This window comes from Haloglycomyces albus DSM 45210, assembly GCF_000527155.1.
Classification (GTDB): Bacteria; Actinomycetota; Actinomycetes; order Mycobacteriales; family Micromonosporaceae; genus Haloglycomyces; species Haloglycomyces albus.
Genome location: NZ_AZUQ01000001.1, coordinates 1,503,273 through 1,521,585, shown reverse-complemented (window position 1 = coordinate 1,521,585; position 18,313 = coordinate 1,503,273). Strand labels below are relative to the sequence as shown.

Here is an 18,313-nt window from a genome sequence, read left to right as displayed (position 1 = left end):
GTCGGACGTATGATCCAAATATCTGGTGGTTCAGGCGATCACCTACACTCCGATATCGCCGTAGTTTTACCACCGACGCCCGGAATGCCCGCCCCTAACAGGAATATTGCTATGGATAGTACTACTGGCATGATCATAAGTGCCATATTTATCGCAGCGCTGATCGCGACCACAGTTCTAGGAATTCTGGTCTGGACCGGCAACGCACGAATCATGAAGCTGCTGCACCGGCGGTCACGGCAGATGGAAAAGTACGGTCGATCTCTCAGGTACTGGTATCGCGGTTATGCCCCGATGACCACCTTGTCGATATACCTCCTGATGCTCTTTATCGTCATTCCGATCGTCCTCCAATCCGACTTCTCCGATGGGGCGGTGCTTTTGATATTGACGGCAGTTCTGCTTATCCTCATCATTCTGCTCGTCGGAACTACCGTTGCCATGTTTACCCTCATTCTCAAAGGAAAACCCAGATGGCTTCTACCTCCATGGGAACGTCGATAGTCGGTCAGTGGTTGCTATAAGACCGATGACCACTGGACCTGGGACACCCATACACAAGCCGAATACCACGGAGAACGCGGGGAAGTCGCTGAACAGCGATAACCGTACGCCCGAACTCAAATGGGCAGGTATTCCCGGACGTATCGAACATAGTTACGACTACGTCAACCTTCCTGCCGCCACCCATCTTGCCCCTGAACACCTAACCGAACTCGAATCGCCCTAGGACGCTCGATACGTGCGACCGTTCAATGGTCAAACCGCCGTCGGCCACCACACCCAGAACTATGACGCGGAACCGGCGGAGGTCGGCCTCGAAACGGCCAAAACGCGACAACACGACCAGCGCGATGGTTGGTTTTTTATAACCGGCCTCTGATCGGCGTTTTTCCGCCACACTGACAAGAAGAAGTGTTGAATATTTCTCATTCAGGCGTCGGGAACGGTCCGATAAGCCGCAATGAGGACGTTATGAGGAGGAAGAAGCCATGATGACCGCCCGCGACATCATGCACAACAACGCGGAGTGCGTCGATGCCAATGAATCGTTGAGCGAGGCCGCCCAACGGATGCGCGACGACCATGTCGGGGCACTTCCCATTTGCGGCAATGACAATCGACTGCACGGCATCATCACCGATCGCGATATCGTGGTCAAATGCATTGCCGGAGGCCACGACCCCAATACAGTCACGGCCGGTCAACTGGCCGACGATCGACTTATCTGGGTGGAGGCCGAAACCGAAATACACGATTGCCTGCAGATGATGGAGGACAACTCCGTTCGCCGCGTTCCGGTACTGGACAATCGCAAGTTGGTCGGCATGATCTCAGAAGCCGACATCGCGCAGCATTTGAGCGAAGACGAGGTGGCCGAGTTTGTGGAACGCGTTTACGCCGCCCCACCCAACAACTAGAAGTGTTTTTATCGGGAGGTCACCGAGTGACCTCCCCTGTCGTGTGGAATTCTTACGCGTTGGGGTCTTCCAGACTCATTCGGTACACTTCGGTGTCCTTGTCGAAGAGAACCGCTGCTGAAGCGCCTTTTTCGCGTAGGTCACGCCATATATCGCCCAGCCACGTTTCGGCGTCGCCCTGGTTGTCGTGCTCTTCGGACTCGATTTCGATCGCGGTTCCGTCGGGGTCTTCAAACTTCCATGTCCAAGCCATACCGACACTTTACCGCTTATCGCCCGCGCTAATGTTCGAGGTTGACCGTGGAAATCTCCCCAATGGAAACGGTTGTACTCGGCGATCTCTTCCTCTTGCCGCTGTTGTGGTGGCTGGTCGTCGGGGTCGGTCGGACGTTTCCGAACCAGGTAAAAGAACATGACGACGAACCAGACGGGCAACAGCGCCAGCCACAACCAGCCGGGTGACACCGGAAGGTACGGAACCGTCCATACCGCGCGATCGGTCGCGTCCACTACCAAAAGGAACGACACGATATAACTCAACCAGGCGAGCGCCGCCAGCCCACTCACTCGCCAGGCCCGTGCGGCGATCACCCAGGCGACCGCCCACATCACCAACGCCAGGGCCTCGTAATCCGAACGGTTGGACCAGGCCGCCGCCACCGTGAGGAACACTGCCGCCGCGAGGGTCAGGGTCGATACTCCCGCCGAGTTGAATCCGGGTGGGCGCGTTCCGCGTGCCGCCGCCAGCCAGCCTAGGCCGGTCAGTACGAACATTCCCACCGCGACGGCGAGCGCGACGCGGAATTCGAGGCGTTCGGAGGCCGGTGCTCCCAGCCAGTCGCAGTAGTCCTGGGGTTGTTGGTAGTCGGGTTGTCCGCAGTATTCGGTTTTGAGGGTGGAGACGGGGTCGCCGAGGTAGCGGTTGACCGGTCCGATGCCGTCGTCGCAGGCGGGGAGTGCGGCCGGGCGGGTGACGTCGCTGGTGTCGACGTCGAAGCAGAGGGATTCTCCTTGGCCATCCCACCAGATGTCGGTGTGGTTGTGTTGGCTTCCTCCTTGTTTGCGTTCGCCGAAGTGGTTGCCTTGAACGGTGATGGTGTCGTTGGCTTGGTTGTTGACGCCGTCGCCGGTGGCGACGACGGCGGTTCCTCGGTGGCCCCAGAAGTGGTTGTCGGTGACGGTGACGTCGGTGCTGCCGTGTATCCATAGTCCGATGCCGCTGGAGGAGCCGACTGACGGGCACATCTGTACCGAGGACGGGGAGCGTTCGAAGAGTGGTTTGTCGCAGTCGTTGTCTCGCAGGGGGTTGAGGTTGTTTTCGTACCAGTCGCCGTCTTGGATTCGTACGGTGGTGGATTCGTCGAGGTAGGTTCCGATGAGGTTGCGTCCCACTGAGACGGTTTCGATGTCGACGCTGCTGTCGCGGAGGTGGAGGCCGTGGCGGTTGTGTTGGTATTTTCCTGCGGTGACGCTGCCGTTGGAGGCGTTCCAGTGGAGGCCGGCTGCGGCGTTTCCGGACGCCGAGGTTTTGGTCATGGTGATCTCGTCGGTGTTGTTCAGCAAGAAACCGTTGCGTCCGTTGTTCTTGGCGACGACTGCGGTGATGTCGACGTCGGCACTGTCGCGAATGTCGACGGCGTTGTCGTTGCCGTGGAGGAAGGTCAGCATTCGCAGGGTTGTCGCCGTGGAGTCGCGGACGGCGAGGAGGGTGGCGAGGTCGTCGTCGGCTTCGATGACGATGTCGTCGGGTTGTGCGGCGTTGCCGTAGAGCTCTATATCGGTGGTTCCGGTCAGTTCCAGCGGTTCGGTGACCGGGTAGTGTCCGGGGAGGACGGCGATGGAGGTGCCGTCGTCGGCTTCGGTGACCGCCGCGCTGAGGTCGAAGGTTTCCGCTTCCAGGCATCGTTTGAAGAGATCGCGGTTCTCCATCCGTATGCCGAATTCGATCTCGTCGTTGCGTTCGTGGAATTCGTCTTCGTCGGGGTCGCACACGACGACGTCGGGTGGCTTCGGGGGTTCGTCGTCGGTCTGTGCGTTGGCGGTGGTGGCGGTCAGTAGCACGATCGCGGGGCCGGTGATCGCGATGAGGGCGAGGTTCAGGAGGGCACGGCGAAACATGCCCCTATGATATGCGATCTACGACACAACAGCAAAGGACGCGAGGCGTCTGGTGATCAGGCGTTGTAACCGCCGGCTTCTTGCGCCACAACCGGATGGGATCCGGTGTTGTGCAGGGCTTCCGCGAGGAGCGGGCCTACCTGCATGGTGAACTGTCCTATCTCATACCCCAGCTGTTCCCGGTTGCATTCGGCAACGGCCAACAGCGTCAAGCAGATCTGCGGGCTCACCGGGGACGACACCAGCACGCCTTCGGCCATTTCGACCACGACCTGTTGCGTGGGACCCTGACTCATGGCACGGGCCGTACCTTCGCCCATGGACAGTAGACCGGAACCGATGCCCGCCAATTGGTCGGCACGGTCACGCGGCAGACCGGTGGACACCGCCAATGCGACTCCGTCTACACTCACCAAAACAGCGTGTGACAGTCCGGGCGTGCGGGCCACCAGGGAACCCAGCAGCATGGACAGGGAACGTTCGTAAACTCCTAGGTCTGCGCTCATGGTTGTGCCATCCTATGGCCCGTCTGGGCGTTTGCGGGGACTGATTCGGCGTTCCGATCAGCGGTGCGGGCGCGACTCCAGCCACGGAAGTATCCTGACGTGTTGTTCGCCAACAGATCCGCATCGCGTTCGATGGGCGCTTTGCTGCGTACGTCCTTCTCGGCCAGAACCGAACCAGGAAGTAGGTTAGCCTGTGGTTCACGTTTCGGCAACCCTGAAGAAGTCTGATCACTCTGTTTCGGTGCCTCAGTGACCTCGGCGGCCGCTCGCCATTCCTCATCGGACGGCATCGACCATTCTTGGGTCTCACTGCTTTCGGGGCGTTGGAACCAGGCGCTTCGCGTCTGACTGAAGATCATCAGACCGTCGTCGTCGCCGTCGGAGATGGGCAGGTCGGCGATGTTGGGTTGAGTCGGCGCCTCCGGCTCGGGCACCGGTTCCGGCTCCGGTTCGGCCGCTTGGGGAGCTTCCGGCTCCGGCTCGGCGTGGCGAGACGCGCGTTCGCGTCGCGGCAGTGGCGGTCCGCTTTCCTCCGACGCGGATGGTGCGGCCGCTGCGAGTGGTTCGGTCGGTTCGTCCCGTGGTTCCTCGGCTCGCCTCCGAAACGAGCGCCGTGCCCGTCCGGGACGCAGCGACATCGTGGAGGTGGAGTCCCCTTCGGAGTCGCCGTCGGGTTCCTCGTCCGTCCGACCTTCTTCCTCCGAGTTGAGCGCCTCCAGGATTCGAGTGGCCGCTTCGGTGTCGGAGATCGGTTTTTCCTCTTCTGCTTCTGCGGGAGGAGGAGTCTCGTCGTTCGTCTCCGCGATCGGTGAGGTGAACTCCTGGGTGGCGGCTTCGGCGGCCCGTTCCACAATCGGTGCCGCTCCCGTCGCCGGGTCGAGCGCACGCAGACTGCGGCGCGGGGGAAGGTCGTCGGGAATTTTAATGCTGAGCCCGTCGGAGGAGTCCTCTTCCTCGGCAACGGGCTCGGGGACCGTAGGCGCAGCGGCGGGCATCTGCCGGTTGTTCTGCGATCGATGCGCTTGGACGAGGGCGGTCAGGCCTTCGATGGACCGGTCCCAGGAGGCCACGGCTTCGGCGGTGGCCGAAATCGACGGCGCGGCCATCGAGTCGTCGCCTCCGCCGATTTCCTTGATCGACTGGGTGAGTGCGGTGGCCAAGGCCGCGATATGTGCCGGATCGGCGAAGGTCGCCAGGTCGTTGGCGAGGTCTCCGGTGGAGATACTTTGCAGCGCACCCGGTTGCGGCATCCGCGTCAGTATGGCGACGGCGCCCGGGTCACCGGGATCGTCCCACGCGGCGAGCGCGGCCGGGAACACGGCGCGCAGCAGGCTGGTGAGAGTCTGGACGGCGGCTTCACGACAGTCGCAGGCCTGCGCGAGGCTGTCGAGTAGCGGGCGGAGGTGCCCGGAGGCGGGGTGGTGGTTGTCGGTGCCGAGGGAGATTTCTCCGGTGGCCATGCTGCGGGCGAGGCAGATGGCCTTGTCGATCTCGTCTTTACCGGCTTCGGGGGTTTCGGCGACGGTGACGTGGTGCCCGGTGGTGTGGGCGAGGTCGGAGATGAGGGTCTCGGCGTCGCCTACCGCGATGGGGAATCTGCGGTGGGGGTGGGTGAAGAGGAGGAATTGGACCCAGCCGCGTATATCGTCGGCGAAGGTGTCGGAGGCGAGGAGTGTACCGGTGGAGTTGACGAGCGCGATGGCGCAGGCGTTTTCCTCGTCTTCCTGCATCACGGTGGTGATCCCGCAAAAGACGTCCACGTATCGTCTTCCTTCCATCGCGTTGTTCAGGGCCGTTGTTGCCTTGGCGGTCTGCCGACCGGAGACGCCGGTTCAGTGCGCGTCGCAGTGCGATCGGTGGGTTGTTCCGTGCCGACCGCAGCGTCATTGCCATGCGGCTGATGTGTAAGTCCCCAGTATGGTTTATCGTTTCGAGTCCTCAAGTAGATTCGAATGATATTCAACCCGTAGTCAAGGATTACCGATGCTTGCTCGGATTGCCACAGTTATAGCGGATTATTTCCCACTTTTATACCGGCCCGTCCAATGCCCCGCGTACAGCGGCGCTTGGACGGCGACGGCGACTAGAACGTTTCCGGCGGGACGTAACGGCCCCATACCTCGGCCAGCGCACCGCTGACCTCCCCGACGGTCGCCTTCGCCGCCAGGGCCTCCTTCATCGGATAGAGGATGTTGTCGTCCGTACCGGCGGCCGATTTCAAGGCCGCCAACTTATCGGCCACGACGTCGTTGTCGCGGTCGTTTCTGGTCGCTTGAACCGACTTAACCTGTGAGGCTTCCTGTTCGGGATCGACTCGCAGTGGCGTGTAAGGCTCTTCGTCCTCGGTTCGGTATTTGTTGACCCCTACAATAACCTGTTCCTCAGCGTCGATCCGTTGGGCCGTAGCGTAAGCGGTGCGTTCGATCTCGGTTTTCTGGAAGCCCTGTTCGATCGCCTTGACCGCCGACCCGTGTGCGAAGACGGCGTCGATGAGCTCGGTGGCCTGCGCCTCGATCTCGTCGGTGAGGCTTTCGACCGCATACGATCCGGCGAAGGGGTCGACGGTGTCGGTCAGGTCGGTTTCGTTGGCGATAACCTGCTGGGTGCGCAGGGCAAGCCGGGCGCTCTTGTCGGTGGGCAGCGCGAGCGCTTCGTCAAAGCTGTTGGTGTGCAGCGATTGTGTGCCGCCCATGACGGCCGCGAGCGCTTGAATGGTGACGCGCGAGAGGTTGATCTCGGGTTGTTGCGCGGTCAGTTCCACTCCGGCCGTTTGCGTGTGGAAGCGCAGCCGTTGACTCTTGGGGTTGTCGGTCCCGAAGCGGTCGCGCATGACGTGGGCCCACAGGCGCCGGGCGGCGCGGAACTTCGCGACTTCGGTGAGGATCGACGAGCGCGCCACGAAGAAGAACGACAGGCGCGGGGCGATGGTGTCGATGTCCAGGCCCGCGTCGATGGCGGCTTGAACGTATTGTATGCCGTTGGCGAGGGTGAATCCGAGTTCCTGTCCGGCGTCGGCACCGGCTTCGGCCATGTGGTAGCCGGAGATGGAGATCGTGTTCCACTGCGGCATTTCCGCCGAGCAGTAGGCGAAGGTATCGGATATCAGACGCAGCGACGGCTCCGGGGGAAAGATGTAGGTGCCGCGCGCGATGTATTCCTTGAGCACGTCGTTTTGAATCGTGCCGCGAAGTTGATCGCCGGAGACGCCCTGTTCCTCGGCGACCAGCTGGTAGAGAAGCAGTAGGACGGAGGCGGGGGCGTTGATGGTCATGGAGGTGGAGACCTGATCGAGAGGGATCTCGTTGAACAGGATGCGCATGTCGTCGATCGAATCGATGGCGACCCCCACCTTGCCGACCTCACCGGCCGCGATCGCGGCGTCGGAGTCATAACCCATCTGGGTGGGCAGGTCGAACGCGACCGACAACCCCGTCGAACCGTTGGCCAACAGTTCCCGGTAGCGTTGGTTCGATTCGGAAGCGGTCGCGAAGCCCGCGTACTGTCTCATCGTCCACGGTTTGGTGGTGTACATCGTGGGGTACGCACCGCGTGTGTAGGGAAAGGAACCGGGTTTACCCAGCTCTGGTTCTCGCTTATATGATTCATAGAGCGGTTCGATCGGAACCCCTGTACGACCTTGTACGTCTCGATCCATATTCTTGATCTTATAGACACATGACCGTACAGTGTGAGTGGCGGCTGCCTCAGGCGGTAAAAAACCACATCTTATGCTGGTGTGGTGAGGAGTTATAGGAAATATGTCGTACTTTAACGACCCAAACGGTCCGGCCATGCCCGAAGGACAGCAACCATCGGGCGCCTTTGGAAACCGATTCCAAACCGCCTCATGGAATCAATCATCACCGAATGTAACGACAAACTCAGGCATAGGTAACCAGCCCATCCCGGAACAGCGCGAGCCCCAAATCGGCGACCACATCGGCGGCCGCTACCAACTCACCAACCTCATCGGACGCGGCGGTAACGGCTCCGTCTGGCAAGGGCTCGACACCACGCTGCAACGCGACGTAGCCGTCAAGGCCGTCACGCTCCCCAAGGAAATCTCCGCCGACGAGCAACAGCAACTCATCGAACGGTCAATGCGCGAAGCGCAGATCACCGCCGGAATCTCCCATCCCAGTGTTATCCGCGTCTTCGACGTCGTCCAAGACGGCGGACGCCCCTGGATCGTCATGGAACTACTCCAGGCACGCTCACTGGCCGAAATCCTCGAAAGCGACGGTCCGCTGCCGCTCCGCGTCGTCTGCAAGATCGGACTCGCACTGACCGGCGCACTCCAGGCCGCCCACGAAGCCGGAATCATTCACCGCGACATCAAACCCGGCAACGTCCTGATCACCGCCGACGGGCGATGCATCCTCACCGACTTCGGAGCCGCCCAACAGCATTCCCTCTCCGGCGGCACCGCCCCCGGCAAAGTACTCGGCTCCGCCCACTACATCGCACCCGAACGAGCCGTCGGCGGAAAGGCCGAACCGGGAAGCGACGTCTTCAGCCTCGGCGTCTCGCTCTACGCCGCCTGCGAAGGACGGCCCCCGTTCCACCGCGGCGACGTCATCTCCACCATGCGGGCCGTCGTCAACGAACCCCCCGAAAGCCCCCTCAACGCGGGAGCACTCACCCCACTGCTCGGCGCGATGCTGAAGAAAGACCCCCAGCAACGCATCACCCTCAACGAAGCACGCCACGAACTCAGCGCGCTTCTGTCCGGGCCGTTCTCCGAAAGCACCAACTCCCCCATCCTCAACAGCGGCGTCCACCCCGCCGCCTCCAACGACAACCGAAACGACGACCCCGAACCACCCCGACCGACCGCCCGGCGCGAACCGAGCGAACGGCCGGAACGCGAATCCAAATCCAACAGCGGGAAGGTCGTCGCCATCATCGGCGTCCTCGTACTCGTCATCGGGGGGCTGGGGTTCCTCGGATACCTGTGGACCCAGGACGGCGACGATTCGTCGAACGACTCCGAAACGGCCTCCGACGAATCGAACGCGGGCCCCGACGAAGAACCGCCCAGCGAAGACGAACTCACCGACGGCGAGGAGAAACCGAGCCTCGAAACCGCCACATTCGACGGAGAAGGCTACAGCGCCGACCACCCGGCCGACTGGCAACAGGGCCCCGACGGCGACGACTACAACGTCTTCGTCAACCCGGAGGACGACAGCCACTGGGCCCGTTACTACAACAACTCCTACCAGCTACAGGACCAAGACCCCGAAACACACCTGACCCAGCTGGCCAACAACTACGGCGGCGAGATCGTCACATCCGAAGCGGTCGACATCTCCGGCTACGACGGCCACCTCGTCGAATACACCAACACCGGCGACGACGGCGTCGAATACCACTCGTGGTTCGCGCTCGCCTATGGACCGAACGGGTTCACGTGGGGCGTATACGTCTCGGGGGCCGAAAAACACGCCGACGTTTCCCAGCAGACCTTCGACGCCGCGCTCGAGAGTTTCACTCTGAACTGACCACTGCGATCGTCGAGGCTGACGTGAGGTCCGCAGTCGCTTCGCACCCGGTTTGCCGTGGACTGTGGAGTGCGAAACAATCGAGCCATGCACGAGATCCTCAGTGAACTCACCGAAACCGGGCTGCGCCCCGTCACCGACCCCGACGTTCTCGCCGCCTACGCCCAGGACCAGACCCCCATGGTCCGGGCCGGTGCGCCGCTGGCGCTCGTGCGCCCCACCTCCACCCGCGACGTCGCCGAAGCGGTGACCCTCGCGGCGCGGCACGACGTCCCGATCGTTACCCAAGGAGCCCGCACCAGCCTCGCGGGAGGCGCGTCGGCCCTGGACGGTTCCCTGCTGCTCAATCTGACCGATATGCGCGATATCCTGCACGTCGACCCGGTCAACCAGCTGGCCGTCTGTCAGGCCGGGGTCGTCAACGCCGACATCAGCACCGCCGCCGAACCGTACGGTCTCCGCTATGCACCCGATCCGGGATCGTGGCGGGAGTCCACCATCGGGGGCAATATCGCAACGGGCGCGGGTGGCATGTGCTGTGTGAAGTACGGGGTGACCGCCGAATACGTCCGTTCTCTGGAAGTGGTGCTGGCTTCCGGGGCGGTCATGCGATGCGGCAGCGATACGGCCAAAGGTGTAGCGGGATACGATCTCGTGCGCCTGTTTTGTGGTTCCGAAGGCACCCTCGGCATCATCACCGAAGCCACGGTGAAGCTCAGCCCGATTCCCACGCAACGGCTCACCCTTGCGGCGGTCTTTCCGACCATGGCGACGGCCGGTCAAGCCGTCACCGACATCATGTCGGCGGGTTTGCATCCCAGTTTGATGGAACTGATCGACCACACCCACCTGAGGGCGATCGAGGAATATCGCCCCATGGGACTTCCCACCCATGCGGCGGCGCTTCTTCTCGTCGCCGCCGACTCCGAGCCGGAACGAGAACTGCGAGACGTGGAGCGGCACTGTCGCGCCGCCGGAGCCGAAGAGGTCCATCGCGCCACCGACGCCACCGAAGCCGAGGCGCTGATGGAGTCACGCCGTAGCGCCCTGCACGCCATCGAACGCCAGGGAGCCATCCTCGTCGACGACATCGCCGTTCCCCGATCCCGATTGGCCGAGGTGCTGCACGGAATCGAAGGCATCGGGCGGGAACACCAGGTGACCGTCGGAGTGGTCGCCCACGCCGGAGACGGCAATCTACATCCCAACATCGTCATCGACGGCGACGATCCAGGGAGCGCCGAGCGGGGGCACGCGGCTTTCAACGACATTCTCACCCTGGCGCTCTCCAGCGGCGGCACGGTGACCGGTGAACACGGTGTGGGCAGCCTCAAGCGGCAATGGCTGGCCGAAGAGGTCGACGAGACCAACCTAGCGGTGCAGCGCGGCATCAAAGCCGCCTTGGATCCACAGGGCATTTTGAACCCCGGACGGGTCGTCTAAGAGTGTCGGTGGCACACATCGGACACACGATTGTCAGGTTGGCGACAACTAGGTATATTTACGTCTTATACACCTGCATCTTCTTGCGCCCCTCACTTTTCCCCTTGACAATATCGGCATGTCAACGTCCCGTGTCACTTCGGCGACTCGACTTGCCCGAATGTTAATTCAATATTTTCCTATATTCCTATTGACTCATGCGTGGGATCATCCGACAATCTACGCGAAGGTAATTTGACCTACCTTCACATCATCCCATCCAAGAAATTCACAAGAATGGATAGGTAAATACAAATGGCTACAGGACGTAAACGGAGCGTACGGACGCTCCTTGTCGCTGCCGTATCGGCATTCGCCGTCATGTTCGGCGGATTCCTCACGGCCACGCCGGCATCGGCCTCGCACTATTCCGGCGTACAGGGAGTCGACGTCTCCCACTGGCAAGGCAGCATCAACTGGTCGGCCGTTCGCAACGATGGCATCGAATTCGCCTACATCAAGGCGACGGAGGGTACCAGCTACACCGACCCGCAATTCAACAGCAACTACCCGAACGCCTACTACGCCGGAGTCGTCCGCGGTGCCTACCACTTTGCCCGCCCGAACTACTCCGCCGGTTCCACCCAGGCCAACTTCTTCGCCTCCAACGGAGGAGCATGGTCGGCCGACGACCGCACCCTGCCCGGTGTGTTGGACATCGAAAACAACCCCAGCGGCGCCATGTGCTACGGACTCTCCGCCTCACAGATGCGCAGCTGGATCACCGATTTCTACAACACCTACAAGGCCCGGACCGGACGCGACGTCGTCATCTACACCACCGCCAGCTGGTGGAACACCTGCACCAACTACTGGTCCGGAATGGCCAGCAAGAGCCCGCTGTGGGTCGCCCACTGGACGTCCAGCGAAAACCCCAGCCTCCCCGCAGGCTGGAACAACACCTTCTGGACGTTCTGGCAGTACACCAACAGCGGCAGCGTCTCTGGAATCTCCGGAAACGTCGACCGCAACAAGTTCAACGGATCGCGCAGCCGCCTGATCGCGCTCGCCAATAACACCTAAATCCGTTGCCCGTTTGAGTCGGGGTGCCCGGCATCCCGACTCAAACCCCTGTCCCCCTGAGTACCTTCCCTTCGCACAGATTTCGCCGCGCTCGCGAGTTCCCTACCGGGTTCGGATCGGGTATCGTACAAACGTGATATGAATGCATATCAACCTCCTCGCCCCTGATCGGAGATTCGTAGTGCGCAGGGCCCTGGCTTTAGCCGTGGGGTAAGCACATCAATGACCGCGATGTCAGACCCCAACGATAAGGTGGTGTGCATGTTGACCGGTCGCCGTTTTCGTCTCAAGCTCACCCCCGAGCAGGTCGAAGCGTGTACCGAGTACGGAGGCGTCTGCCGGGCGGTGTGGAATGCCGCGCTGGATCAGCGCCGGGAGGCGCGTCGCAAAGGAGCATGGGCGAACTACGTTCCACAAGCCCGCCAACTGGCCGAAGCGAAACGCGAACCCGGCCTGGAATGGCTGGCCGCCGCGCCGTCGCACCTCCTCCAGCAGACTTTGCGGGATCTTGACCGGGCGTGCCGGGAGCATGGGACGTTTACCGTCCGGTGGAGAGCGAAGCATCGGTGGTCTCCGTCGTTTCGGTTTCCTGACCCGAAACCCATGGCCGTGGAGCGGATCAACCGGAAATGGGGGAGGGTGAAGCTCCCCAAACTCGGGTGGGTCACTTACCGTTCTACACGTGCTCTCGGTGGTCCGATACGGTCGGCTACCGTATCGTTTAAGGCAGGTCGGTGGTGGATATCGTTTCTTGTGGACGATGGCCAGACCACGCCTGAACAGCATTCGGACCCTGGTGCGGCGGTTGGGATCGATCGGGGTGTCACCTATGCGGCGGTTACGTCGGACGGCCGGTTCCATGACCGCGCGTTCGTCACTCCCGGCGAGGTGAAGCGGTATAAGCGCCTCCAGCAACAGCTGGCCCGGCAGAGGAAGGGCTCGGCGTCGTGGGGCGGGACACTGGCTCGGCTGCGGCGTCTGTCCTGCCGGGTCACCGATCGGCGCGGCGATTTCACCGCGCAGGTGGCGCACCGGATCGCGTCCGACAATGCCGTGGTGGTGCTGGAAGACCTCAAGACTAAGAACATGACTGCGCGTGCGAGTGAGCGGAATGTCAAGGCGAAAGCCGGACTCAACCGGGCCATCCTCGACAAAGGCTGGCACCGGCTCGAACTCGCGCTGGCCTCGAAGGCCCGGTACACCGGAACCAAGCTGGTCACGATCCATCCTGCGTACACGTCACAGACCTGTCATGCCTGCGGACACTGTGCAGCGGACAACCGCGATAGCCAAGCGAGTTTCTGCTGCACAGCCTGCGGGCATCGGGCGAATGCGGACGTGAACGCGGCGAGAAACATCCTTAAGGCCGCAGGGCTTGCGGTCTCAGCCTGTGGAGACGGAGACATGAGTCAGTCTGCGAAGCAGGAACCAGCACACCCGCGAGGGCTCGTGCGTCAACCGGTCTCACCGGTTGGAATCCCCCGGCCTTGAGCCGTGGGGAGGAAGTCAAGTGCCGCAACTACGCCGTACCCATAGGAGAAGCAATGAAAAACTCCCGGATCAGCGCCTTTCTGCTCGCGTCGGCTCTCCTGGTGGGAGTCGGCGCCTGCTCCGACTCCAGCGATGACGACTCGGAACTTCCCGAAAAAGAGGACGACCGACCACTCGGTCCCGATCCCGATTTCCCCGACTCCGACTTGGAAATACGCAGCCACTTCGCCGAGGACGATCCCGAATCCGTTCGCGCGACGCTCACCGATGACCTCGACGACGCCTACGAGGTCGAGTCCGATTCCGACCTCGGCATACTGTCGGTTACTCCGACTGATGTGGACACCGCCGAGCTGCACCCGACTCTCAATCTCATCCTTCCCTTCCGCATCGGCGTCTGGGAGGACGAGGCCGGTAGCCGAATCAGCTACCTCGGCCCGAACTCACAGGTCGACATCTTCGAACAGAACATGGGCGAATCGGCCGAGGACGTCGCCGCCGCCTGGGATCCCATCGAAGAAAGCATTACGGACCTCAGCGACGGCGATCCCGACATCAGCACTCCCGCAGCAGTGACCTTCACGCAGGTCGACTCCGAGCATTCCGCCTCCGATCTTCTCCAAACCCTGGACGATCAAGCGGAATCGCAGGACGTGACCGTCGAGCACCTGGAATCCGCCGAATCGCAGAACCTCATCGCCCTTGGAGTAGAAGGAGAGACCGACAGCTCGTCGCTGATCGAGGAGTTCCCGGAGGCGGCGCTGGTGGTCCCCACGCACGCGATCGTCACCGAAACCTCCAGCGGTGGTAGCACGGTACGATACTTTGACCCGTTTCCGCTACTCAGCGCTATAGACTCCGATCTCCGCGACGCGGGAATGGAGATCAGTTCGCAGGTGTCCGACTTCCTCTGGGACGCGGCACTGGCGGAATAGTCCTTCAACTACATCGCCATCGCGACATCGTGTTGCGATCGGTAACCCGAACTGTAAGGGTCGTCCAATCCAACGGACGGCCCTTCTTTTTTGAGGAACACAAGGTGTCGGCAACCAGCAGGCTCGCTCGGTACATCGAGGCCTGTTTCGCGTATCGTGTCGCCAGGTCCCGCCACTGCTGATGGAGCACTCCGGGTCAACAATCCGATCGTCCGGTAGCGAGCAGGTGTTGCCGCCGGCGTCGAGCCGTTGTGCCGGCGTTTGGTGGAAAATCGTTGGACGCGTTGGGTGCGACCGTATTTAATCACAGGATGACTATTCTGTTGAGTACACCGAGTCCCGGCGACTTGGTCGAGGTTGTACACACGATGATGGAGTGGCAGTACGAAGGGGCTCCACCGCAACTGCATCCGGGGGACATCGGATGGTACTGGCAGTTCGGCCCGGAGAAGACCGCCGCGGCGGTACGAACATGGAGTCGCCGGGATCGGATTCTCGGAGTCGGTCTGCTCGACGGCCCCGACCTGGTGCGGTTGGCCATCGATCCGGAAACGCGCGAGGATGAAGCGCTCGCCCGTCAGATGGCCGAGGATCTGACGCGACCCGACCGTGGCGTCCTGTCGGCGGAAAACGGCAGTGTGGAAGCGCTCTGGAAGGGCCGATTCCGCGAGGTTCTTCTGGAAGACGGCTGGGAACCGGATGAACCGTGGATTCCGATGTTTCGTGATCTGAGCGAACCTGTTGCGGACTGTGGCCTGCGGGTCGAGGTGGTCGGCCCTGATCGGGTCGCCGACCGGGTCGCGGTTCACCGCGGGGCGTTCACCGGGTCGAAGTTCAGCGTGGAGCGATGGCGGGCCGTTGCCGCCGGGCCGATGTACGCCAATGCCCGATGCCTTATCGGGTACGACGACCGAGGCGACGCGGTCGCGGGCACGACCGTCTGGTCAGCGGGTCCAGGGAACATCGGCATGCTTGAACCTCTGGGCGTGCACAGCGACCATCAGGGACACGGTTATGGCAGGGCAATTGCGGTCGCCGCCGCCGAAGCTTTGCAGGACATGGGTTCGTCCAGCGCGACCGTATGCGCCGAAGGCTCCAATACCGCAGCCGTCGCCACCTACCGCTCCGCCGGATACCAGCCAGAACCCGCAGTACCGGATCTGCGCCGGGTCGGATAGAACGTCTGGTGAGCCATGTTGGGCATAATAAGCGTGTGGCCAACGTGGTGAGCCCGAATGTATCCCGCCCTTGGGCGGCGTTCGCCCCGAAAACGACCGCATCATCACTGGACGCCGCAGCAAGGACCGCCTCGAATCGTCGCCATCGGCGACGTCAATCGACTGCCTAACAGGCGTGCGTCTACGGATACTCTGTAGTAACATATTTCCAACCGGGCACGACATGCCCTGACGGCTCTGCCGCCGCCACTCCCACCGAGTTACGGCCGGCTCGCACGACACACGACAACGACAATCCGTCCCATCGACGGCCCTCGTGCTACCGACTCCCACCCCACGAGCGTCTTCGCGCTGGTGCACCGCACCGCCGTACGTCCTCGTGACCGCCGACCGAACCCCGGTCGGCAATGGTGGGAACGCCACACGCCCGTCGCTGAATCCGTTGAGAACGGGAACTCATCGACCCGATTTTATGGAAAGATCAACGCATGGACGATATCGCAGATCTCCGTACCACCATTTTCACCTGGATTACCGACGACCCTGACCCGGCCGATCGGGACGAACTGTATCGTCTCCTCGATCGGCTCCCCGAGTCCGCCGCCGAACTACGCGACCGCTTCCACGAACCGCACATTCTGGAGGGACCGCTGCGTGCCGGACCGAACGGCCTCAACACCGCCACCGTTCGCGCCTACACCACCGCCCTGCTCCAGCGGTTGCAGCTCGACGGACCGGTGTTGCTCGCCCACGACGGCTCGGCGGCAACCGCGCGCCTGGCGGAGACGGCCGGACGAGTCGTGACCGGTTCCGGCCGGAAGGCCCTGATCATTTCCGATCCGGTGGCCACTCCGGTTCTCACCCACGCCACCCGGCATACGGCCGCCGTCTGCGGCATCATGTTCACCGCCAGCGACGTCGGAGGCGAACGGGCGCGAATGACCGTCATCGACGGGCCCGACGAGGCCACATTGCCTTCCACGACGGCGCAGATCGGGCCGTTGACCGAGATCCCCGTCGGCCCGGAACCCGACGTGGCTCCGGACGACCTCAGGGAGCGATACCTCGAATCTCTGGTGTCGTTGGTGGATAGATTCGATCCCAAGATCATTCCCCTGGTGTGCGACCATCCCCTGCTGGCCGAAGCTTTGGAAGAGGCGGGATTCGGTCCCGTGACGCACACCGATTCCGACAAGCTTGACGAGCAGGCCGAATCCGACGGCAGCCGTCTGATACTGCGGCTGTCTCCGGAGGGAACGACGTGTTCGGTGAGCTATCACGACGATGAGCAATGGCGGGACCTCTCGGCGACCGACATGGGGATTCTGCTGGCCGACCATTGGATGCGCAAGGGCCGTCGCGGCACCTACATCGGCGACCACGGATTGATTCAGGCCCTGTGTGAAACCCATGGTGTCGAATGGCGTGCCGTCGGGGACGACGGTCCGGCCTATCGTTTCACCGCCGGCCCCGACGGTAGGGAACACTGTCCCGCGCCGGACCTGGTCGACCACGGCGACGGTATCGCCACCGCCCTGGTGCTCACCGAGATCGCCGCCGGGATGGCGGCCCAGTTCCGTACCCCGGTGGAGCGTCTGGACGAGCTGGCCGAGGAACACGGGGTCTTCGTCAGCAACCGTCAACCGCTTCCGGCCGACAACGACGCCGACGTCTACCTGCGACGCTTGGCGAAGTGTGAGCGACTGCTGGACGAAAACGTGCGGGCCGTCGCCGCCGACGACGACCACGTCAGCCTGTCCAGTGCGAGCTTCACCGTGCGGCTGTACAACTCTCCTCGCCCGCATTTCCGGGCCGAAGTCAAGGAATCCTCACAACCCGGCCTGGCGGTATCGCGGGAACGGGCACGCGCTAGCGTGGAGGCATTGTCCACTGAAGTCAACGGACTTCTGGGGATCGCCTACTAGGGAAGGAACTATGAGCTCCAAACGCAGTCGTGAGGTCGAGCAATACTGGAAAGATCTCGGTATCGACCCCATCGCAGTCACCGTTAACCACAAGACCGGCTACACCCTACGGGCGTATCGAATGTCGGACACCCTGCCAAACTGGTCGGGCAATCTCTCGGACCCGCCCGTCTCGGACGAACCGGAGGACGAGTCGAACCCCGAGCCGCAGGATATCGACTTCAGTGCCAATGACGCCGAGCCGGAGGAAGTCCCGGTCATGCTGGTACGCAAAGGCGAGCTTCTGCTGTTCGAAGAGCCCGAGGCCCTGGTCGACTACGTCAAAGCCAACGACGGAAACCAATTGGACTGGTTGGACGAATACGAGGAACTCCAGAAGACTCTGACCGTTGAGCACATCGCACCGGCCGAAGAGGACGAGTACGAACTCAGCGGGGTGGTGTCCGAACTGCGTCGCGGGACGTGGAAGACCGAAGACCTTATCGCGGCAGGAGAGTTCTCCCGCGACGCCGCCTACGTCTTGGATCTGGATTCGGTCACCGAGGCGCTCGACCCCGGATCGCCCTTGGACGTCTTTGACAATTTCCTGCGCGACAGCCTGAACGGCGGGCTGCGGGGGATGCGGGCCAAGCGCCGCATCAAGCGTCAACCGACCGAACAGACCGCGATCGCTTGGCGCGCCGTCATCAGCAAGATCAGTGAGAGGATCCAGTGGGGCTAGAGGACGAAA

15 protein-coding genes are annotated in these 18,313 nt (G+C 62.3%); 10 read left to right on the top strand and 5 right to left on the bottom strand.

Annotation, left to right across the window (positions count from 1 at the left end):
* Window positions 1–111 precede the first annotated feature (111 nt).
* The gene (locus HALAL_RS0107090; RefSeq protein ID WP_025273334.1) at window positions 112–504 is read left to right on the top strand and encodes a hypothetical protein; all 393 of its coding nucleotides are present in this window, start codon (window positions 112–114) and stop codon (window positions 502–504) included.
* A 202-nt stretch (window positions 505–706) separates the two neighbouring features.
* On the opposite strand, the gene HALAL_RS0107085 is transcribed toward HALAL_RS0107090, so the two are convergent.
* Window positions 707–901 carry a hypothetical protein gene (locus HALAL_RS0107085; protein ID WP_025273333.1) on the bottom strand — a complete coding sequence of 65 codons (195 nt, stop codon included), beginning with the start codon at window positions 899–901 and terminating at the stop codon, window positions 707–709.
* 91 nt (window positions 902–992) lie between these two features.
* Between HALAL_RS0107085 and HALAL_RS0107080 the strand changes: the two genes are divergently transcribed.
* The gene (locus HALAL_RS0107080; RefSeq protein WP_025273332.1) at window positions 993–1,421 is read left to right on the top strand and encodes a CBS domain-containing protein; all 429 of its coding nucleotides are present in this window, start codon (window positions 993–995) and stop codon (window positions 1,419–1,421) included.
* Between the two features lie 75 nt (window positions 1,422–1,496).
* Here the strand turns inward: HALAL_RS0107080 and HALAL_RS18900 are convergent, their stop codons facing one another.
* From HALAL_RS18900 to HALAL_RS0107060, 4 genes are all read right to left on the bottom strand, one after another.
* Entirely contained in the window at window positions 1,497–3,539 is a 2,043-nt protein-coding gene (locus tag HALAL_RS18900; protein WP_025273331.1) for a right-handed parallel beta-helix repeat-containing protein, read from the bottom strand.
* Window positions 3,540–3,595: 56 nt separating this feature from the next.
* Entirely contained in the window at window positions 3,596–4,045 is a 450-nt protein-coding gene (locus HALAL_RS16690; protein WP_025273330.1) for a roadblock/LC7 domain-containing protein, read from the bottom strand.
* On the bottom strand, window positions 4,042–5,805 hold the full coding sequence (locus tag HALAL_RS0107065) for a hypothetical protein (protein ID WP_025273329.1): 1,764 nt from the start codon (window positions 5,803–5,805) through the stop codon (window positions 4,042–4,044). Before HALAL_RS0107065 ends, HALAL_RS16690 begins: the two co-directional genes overlap by 4 nt.
* Before the next feature lie 323 nt (window positions 5,806–6,128).
* Complete coding sequence (locus HALAL_RS0107060; protein WP_025273328.1) at window positions 6,129–7,700, bottom strand: acyl-CoA mutase large subunit family protein; 1,572 nt, start codon at window positions 7,698–7,700, stop codon at window positions 6,129–6,131.
* Window positions 7,701–7,803: 103 nt separating this feature from the next.
* Between HALAL_RS0107060 and HALAL_RS17480 the strand changes: the two genes are divergently transcribed.
* From HALAL_RS17480 to HALAL_RS0107020, 8 genes are all read left to right on the top strand, one after another.
* Complete coding sequence (locus HALAL_RS17480; RefSeq protein ID WP_051462797.1) at window positions 7,804–9,549, top strand: serine/threonine-protein kinase; 1,746 nt, start codon at window positions 7,804–7,806, stop codon at window positions 9,547–9,549.
* Between the two features lie 87 nt (window positions 9,550–9,636).
* Window positions 9,637–10,992, top strand: a complete 1,356-nt coding sequence (locus HALAL_RS0107050; RefSeq protein WP_025273326.1) for an FAD-binding oxidoreductase — start codon at window positions 9,637–9,639, stop codon at window positions 10,990–10,992.
* Between the two features lie 360 nt (window positions 10,993–11,352).
* The gene (locus HALAL_RS0107045) at window positions 11,353–12,054 is read left to right on the top strand and encodes a GH25 family lysozyme (protein ID WP_342670471.1); all 702 of its coding nucleotides are present in this window, start codon (window positions 11,353–11,355) and stop codon (window positions 12,052–12,054) included.
* A gap of 261 nt (window positions 12,055–12,315) precedes the next feature.
* Window positions 12,316–13,545, top strand: a complete 1,230-nt coding sequence (locus tag HALAL_RS0107040; protein WP_025273324.1) for an RNA-guided endonuclease InsQ/TnpB family protein — start codon at window positions 12,316–12,318, stop codon at window positions 13,543–13,545.
* 53 nt (window positions 13,546–13,598) lie between these two features.
* On the top strand, window positions 13,599–14,480 hold the full coding sequence (locus tag HALAL_RS0107035) for a DUF302 domain-containing protein (RefSeq protein WP_025273323.1): 882 nt from the start codon (window positions 13,599–13,601) through the stop codon (window positions 14,478–14,480).
* Window positions 14,481–14,791: 311 nt separating this feature from the next.
* Complete coding sequence (locus HALAL_RS0107030; RefSeq protein ID WP_025273322.1) at window positions 14,792–15,658, top strand: GNAT family N-acetyltransferase; 867 nt, start codon at window positions 14,792–14,794, stop codon at window positions 15,656–15,658.
* A 488-nt stretch (window positions 15,659–16,146) separates the two neighbouring features.
* Window positions 16,147–17,583, top strand: coding sequence for a phosphohexomutase domain-containing protein (locus HALAL_RS0107025; protein WP_025273321.1), 1,437 nt, complete (start codon window positions 16,147–16,149; stop codon window positions 17,581–17,583).
* A gap of 10 nt (window positions 17,584–17,593) precedes the next feature.
* Complete coding sequence (locus HALAL_RS0107020) at window positions 17,594–18,304, top strand: hypothetical protein (protein ID WP_025273320.1); 711 nt, start codon at window positions 17,594–17,596, stop codon at window positions 18,302–18,304.
* Window positions 18,305–18,313: the final 9 nt, after the last annotated feature.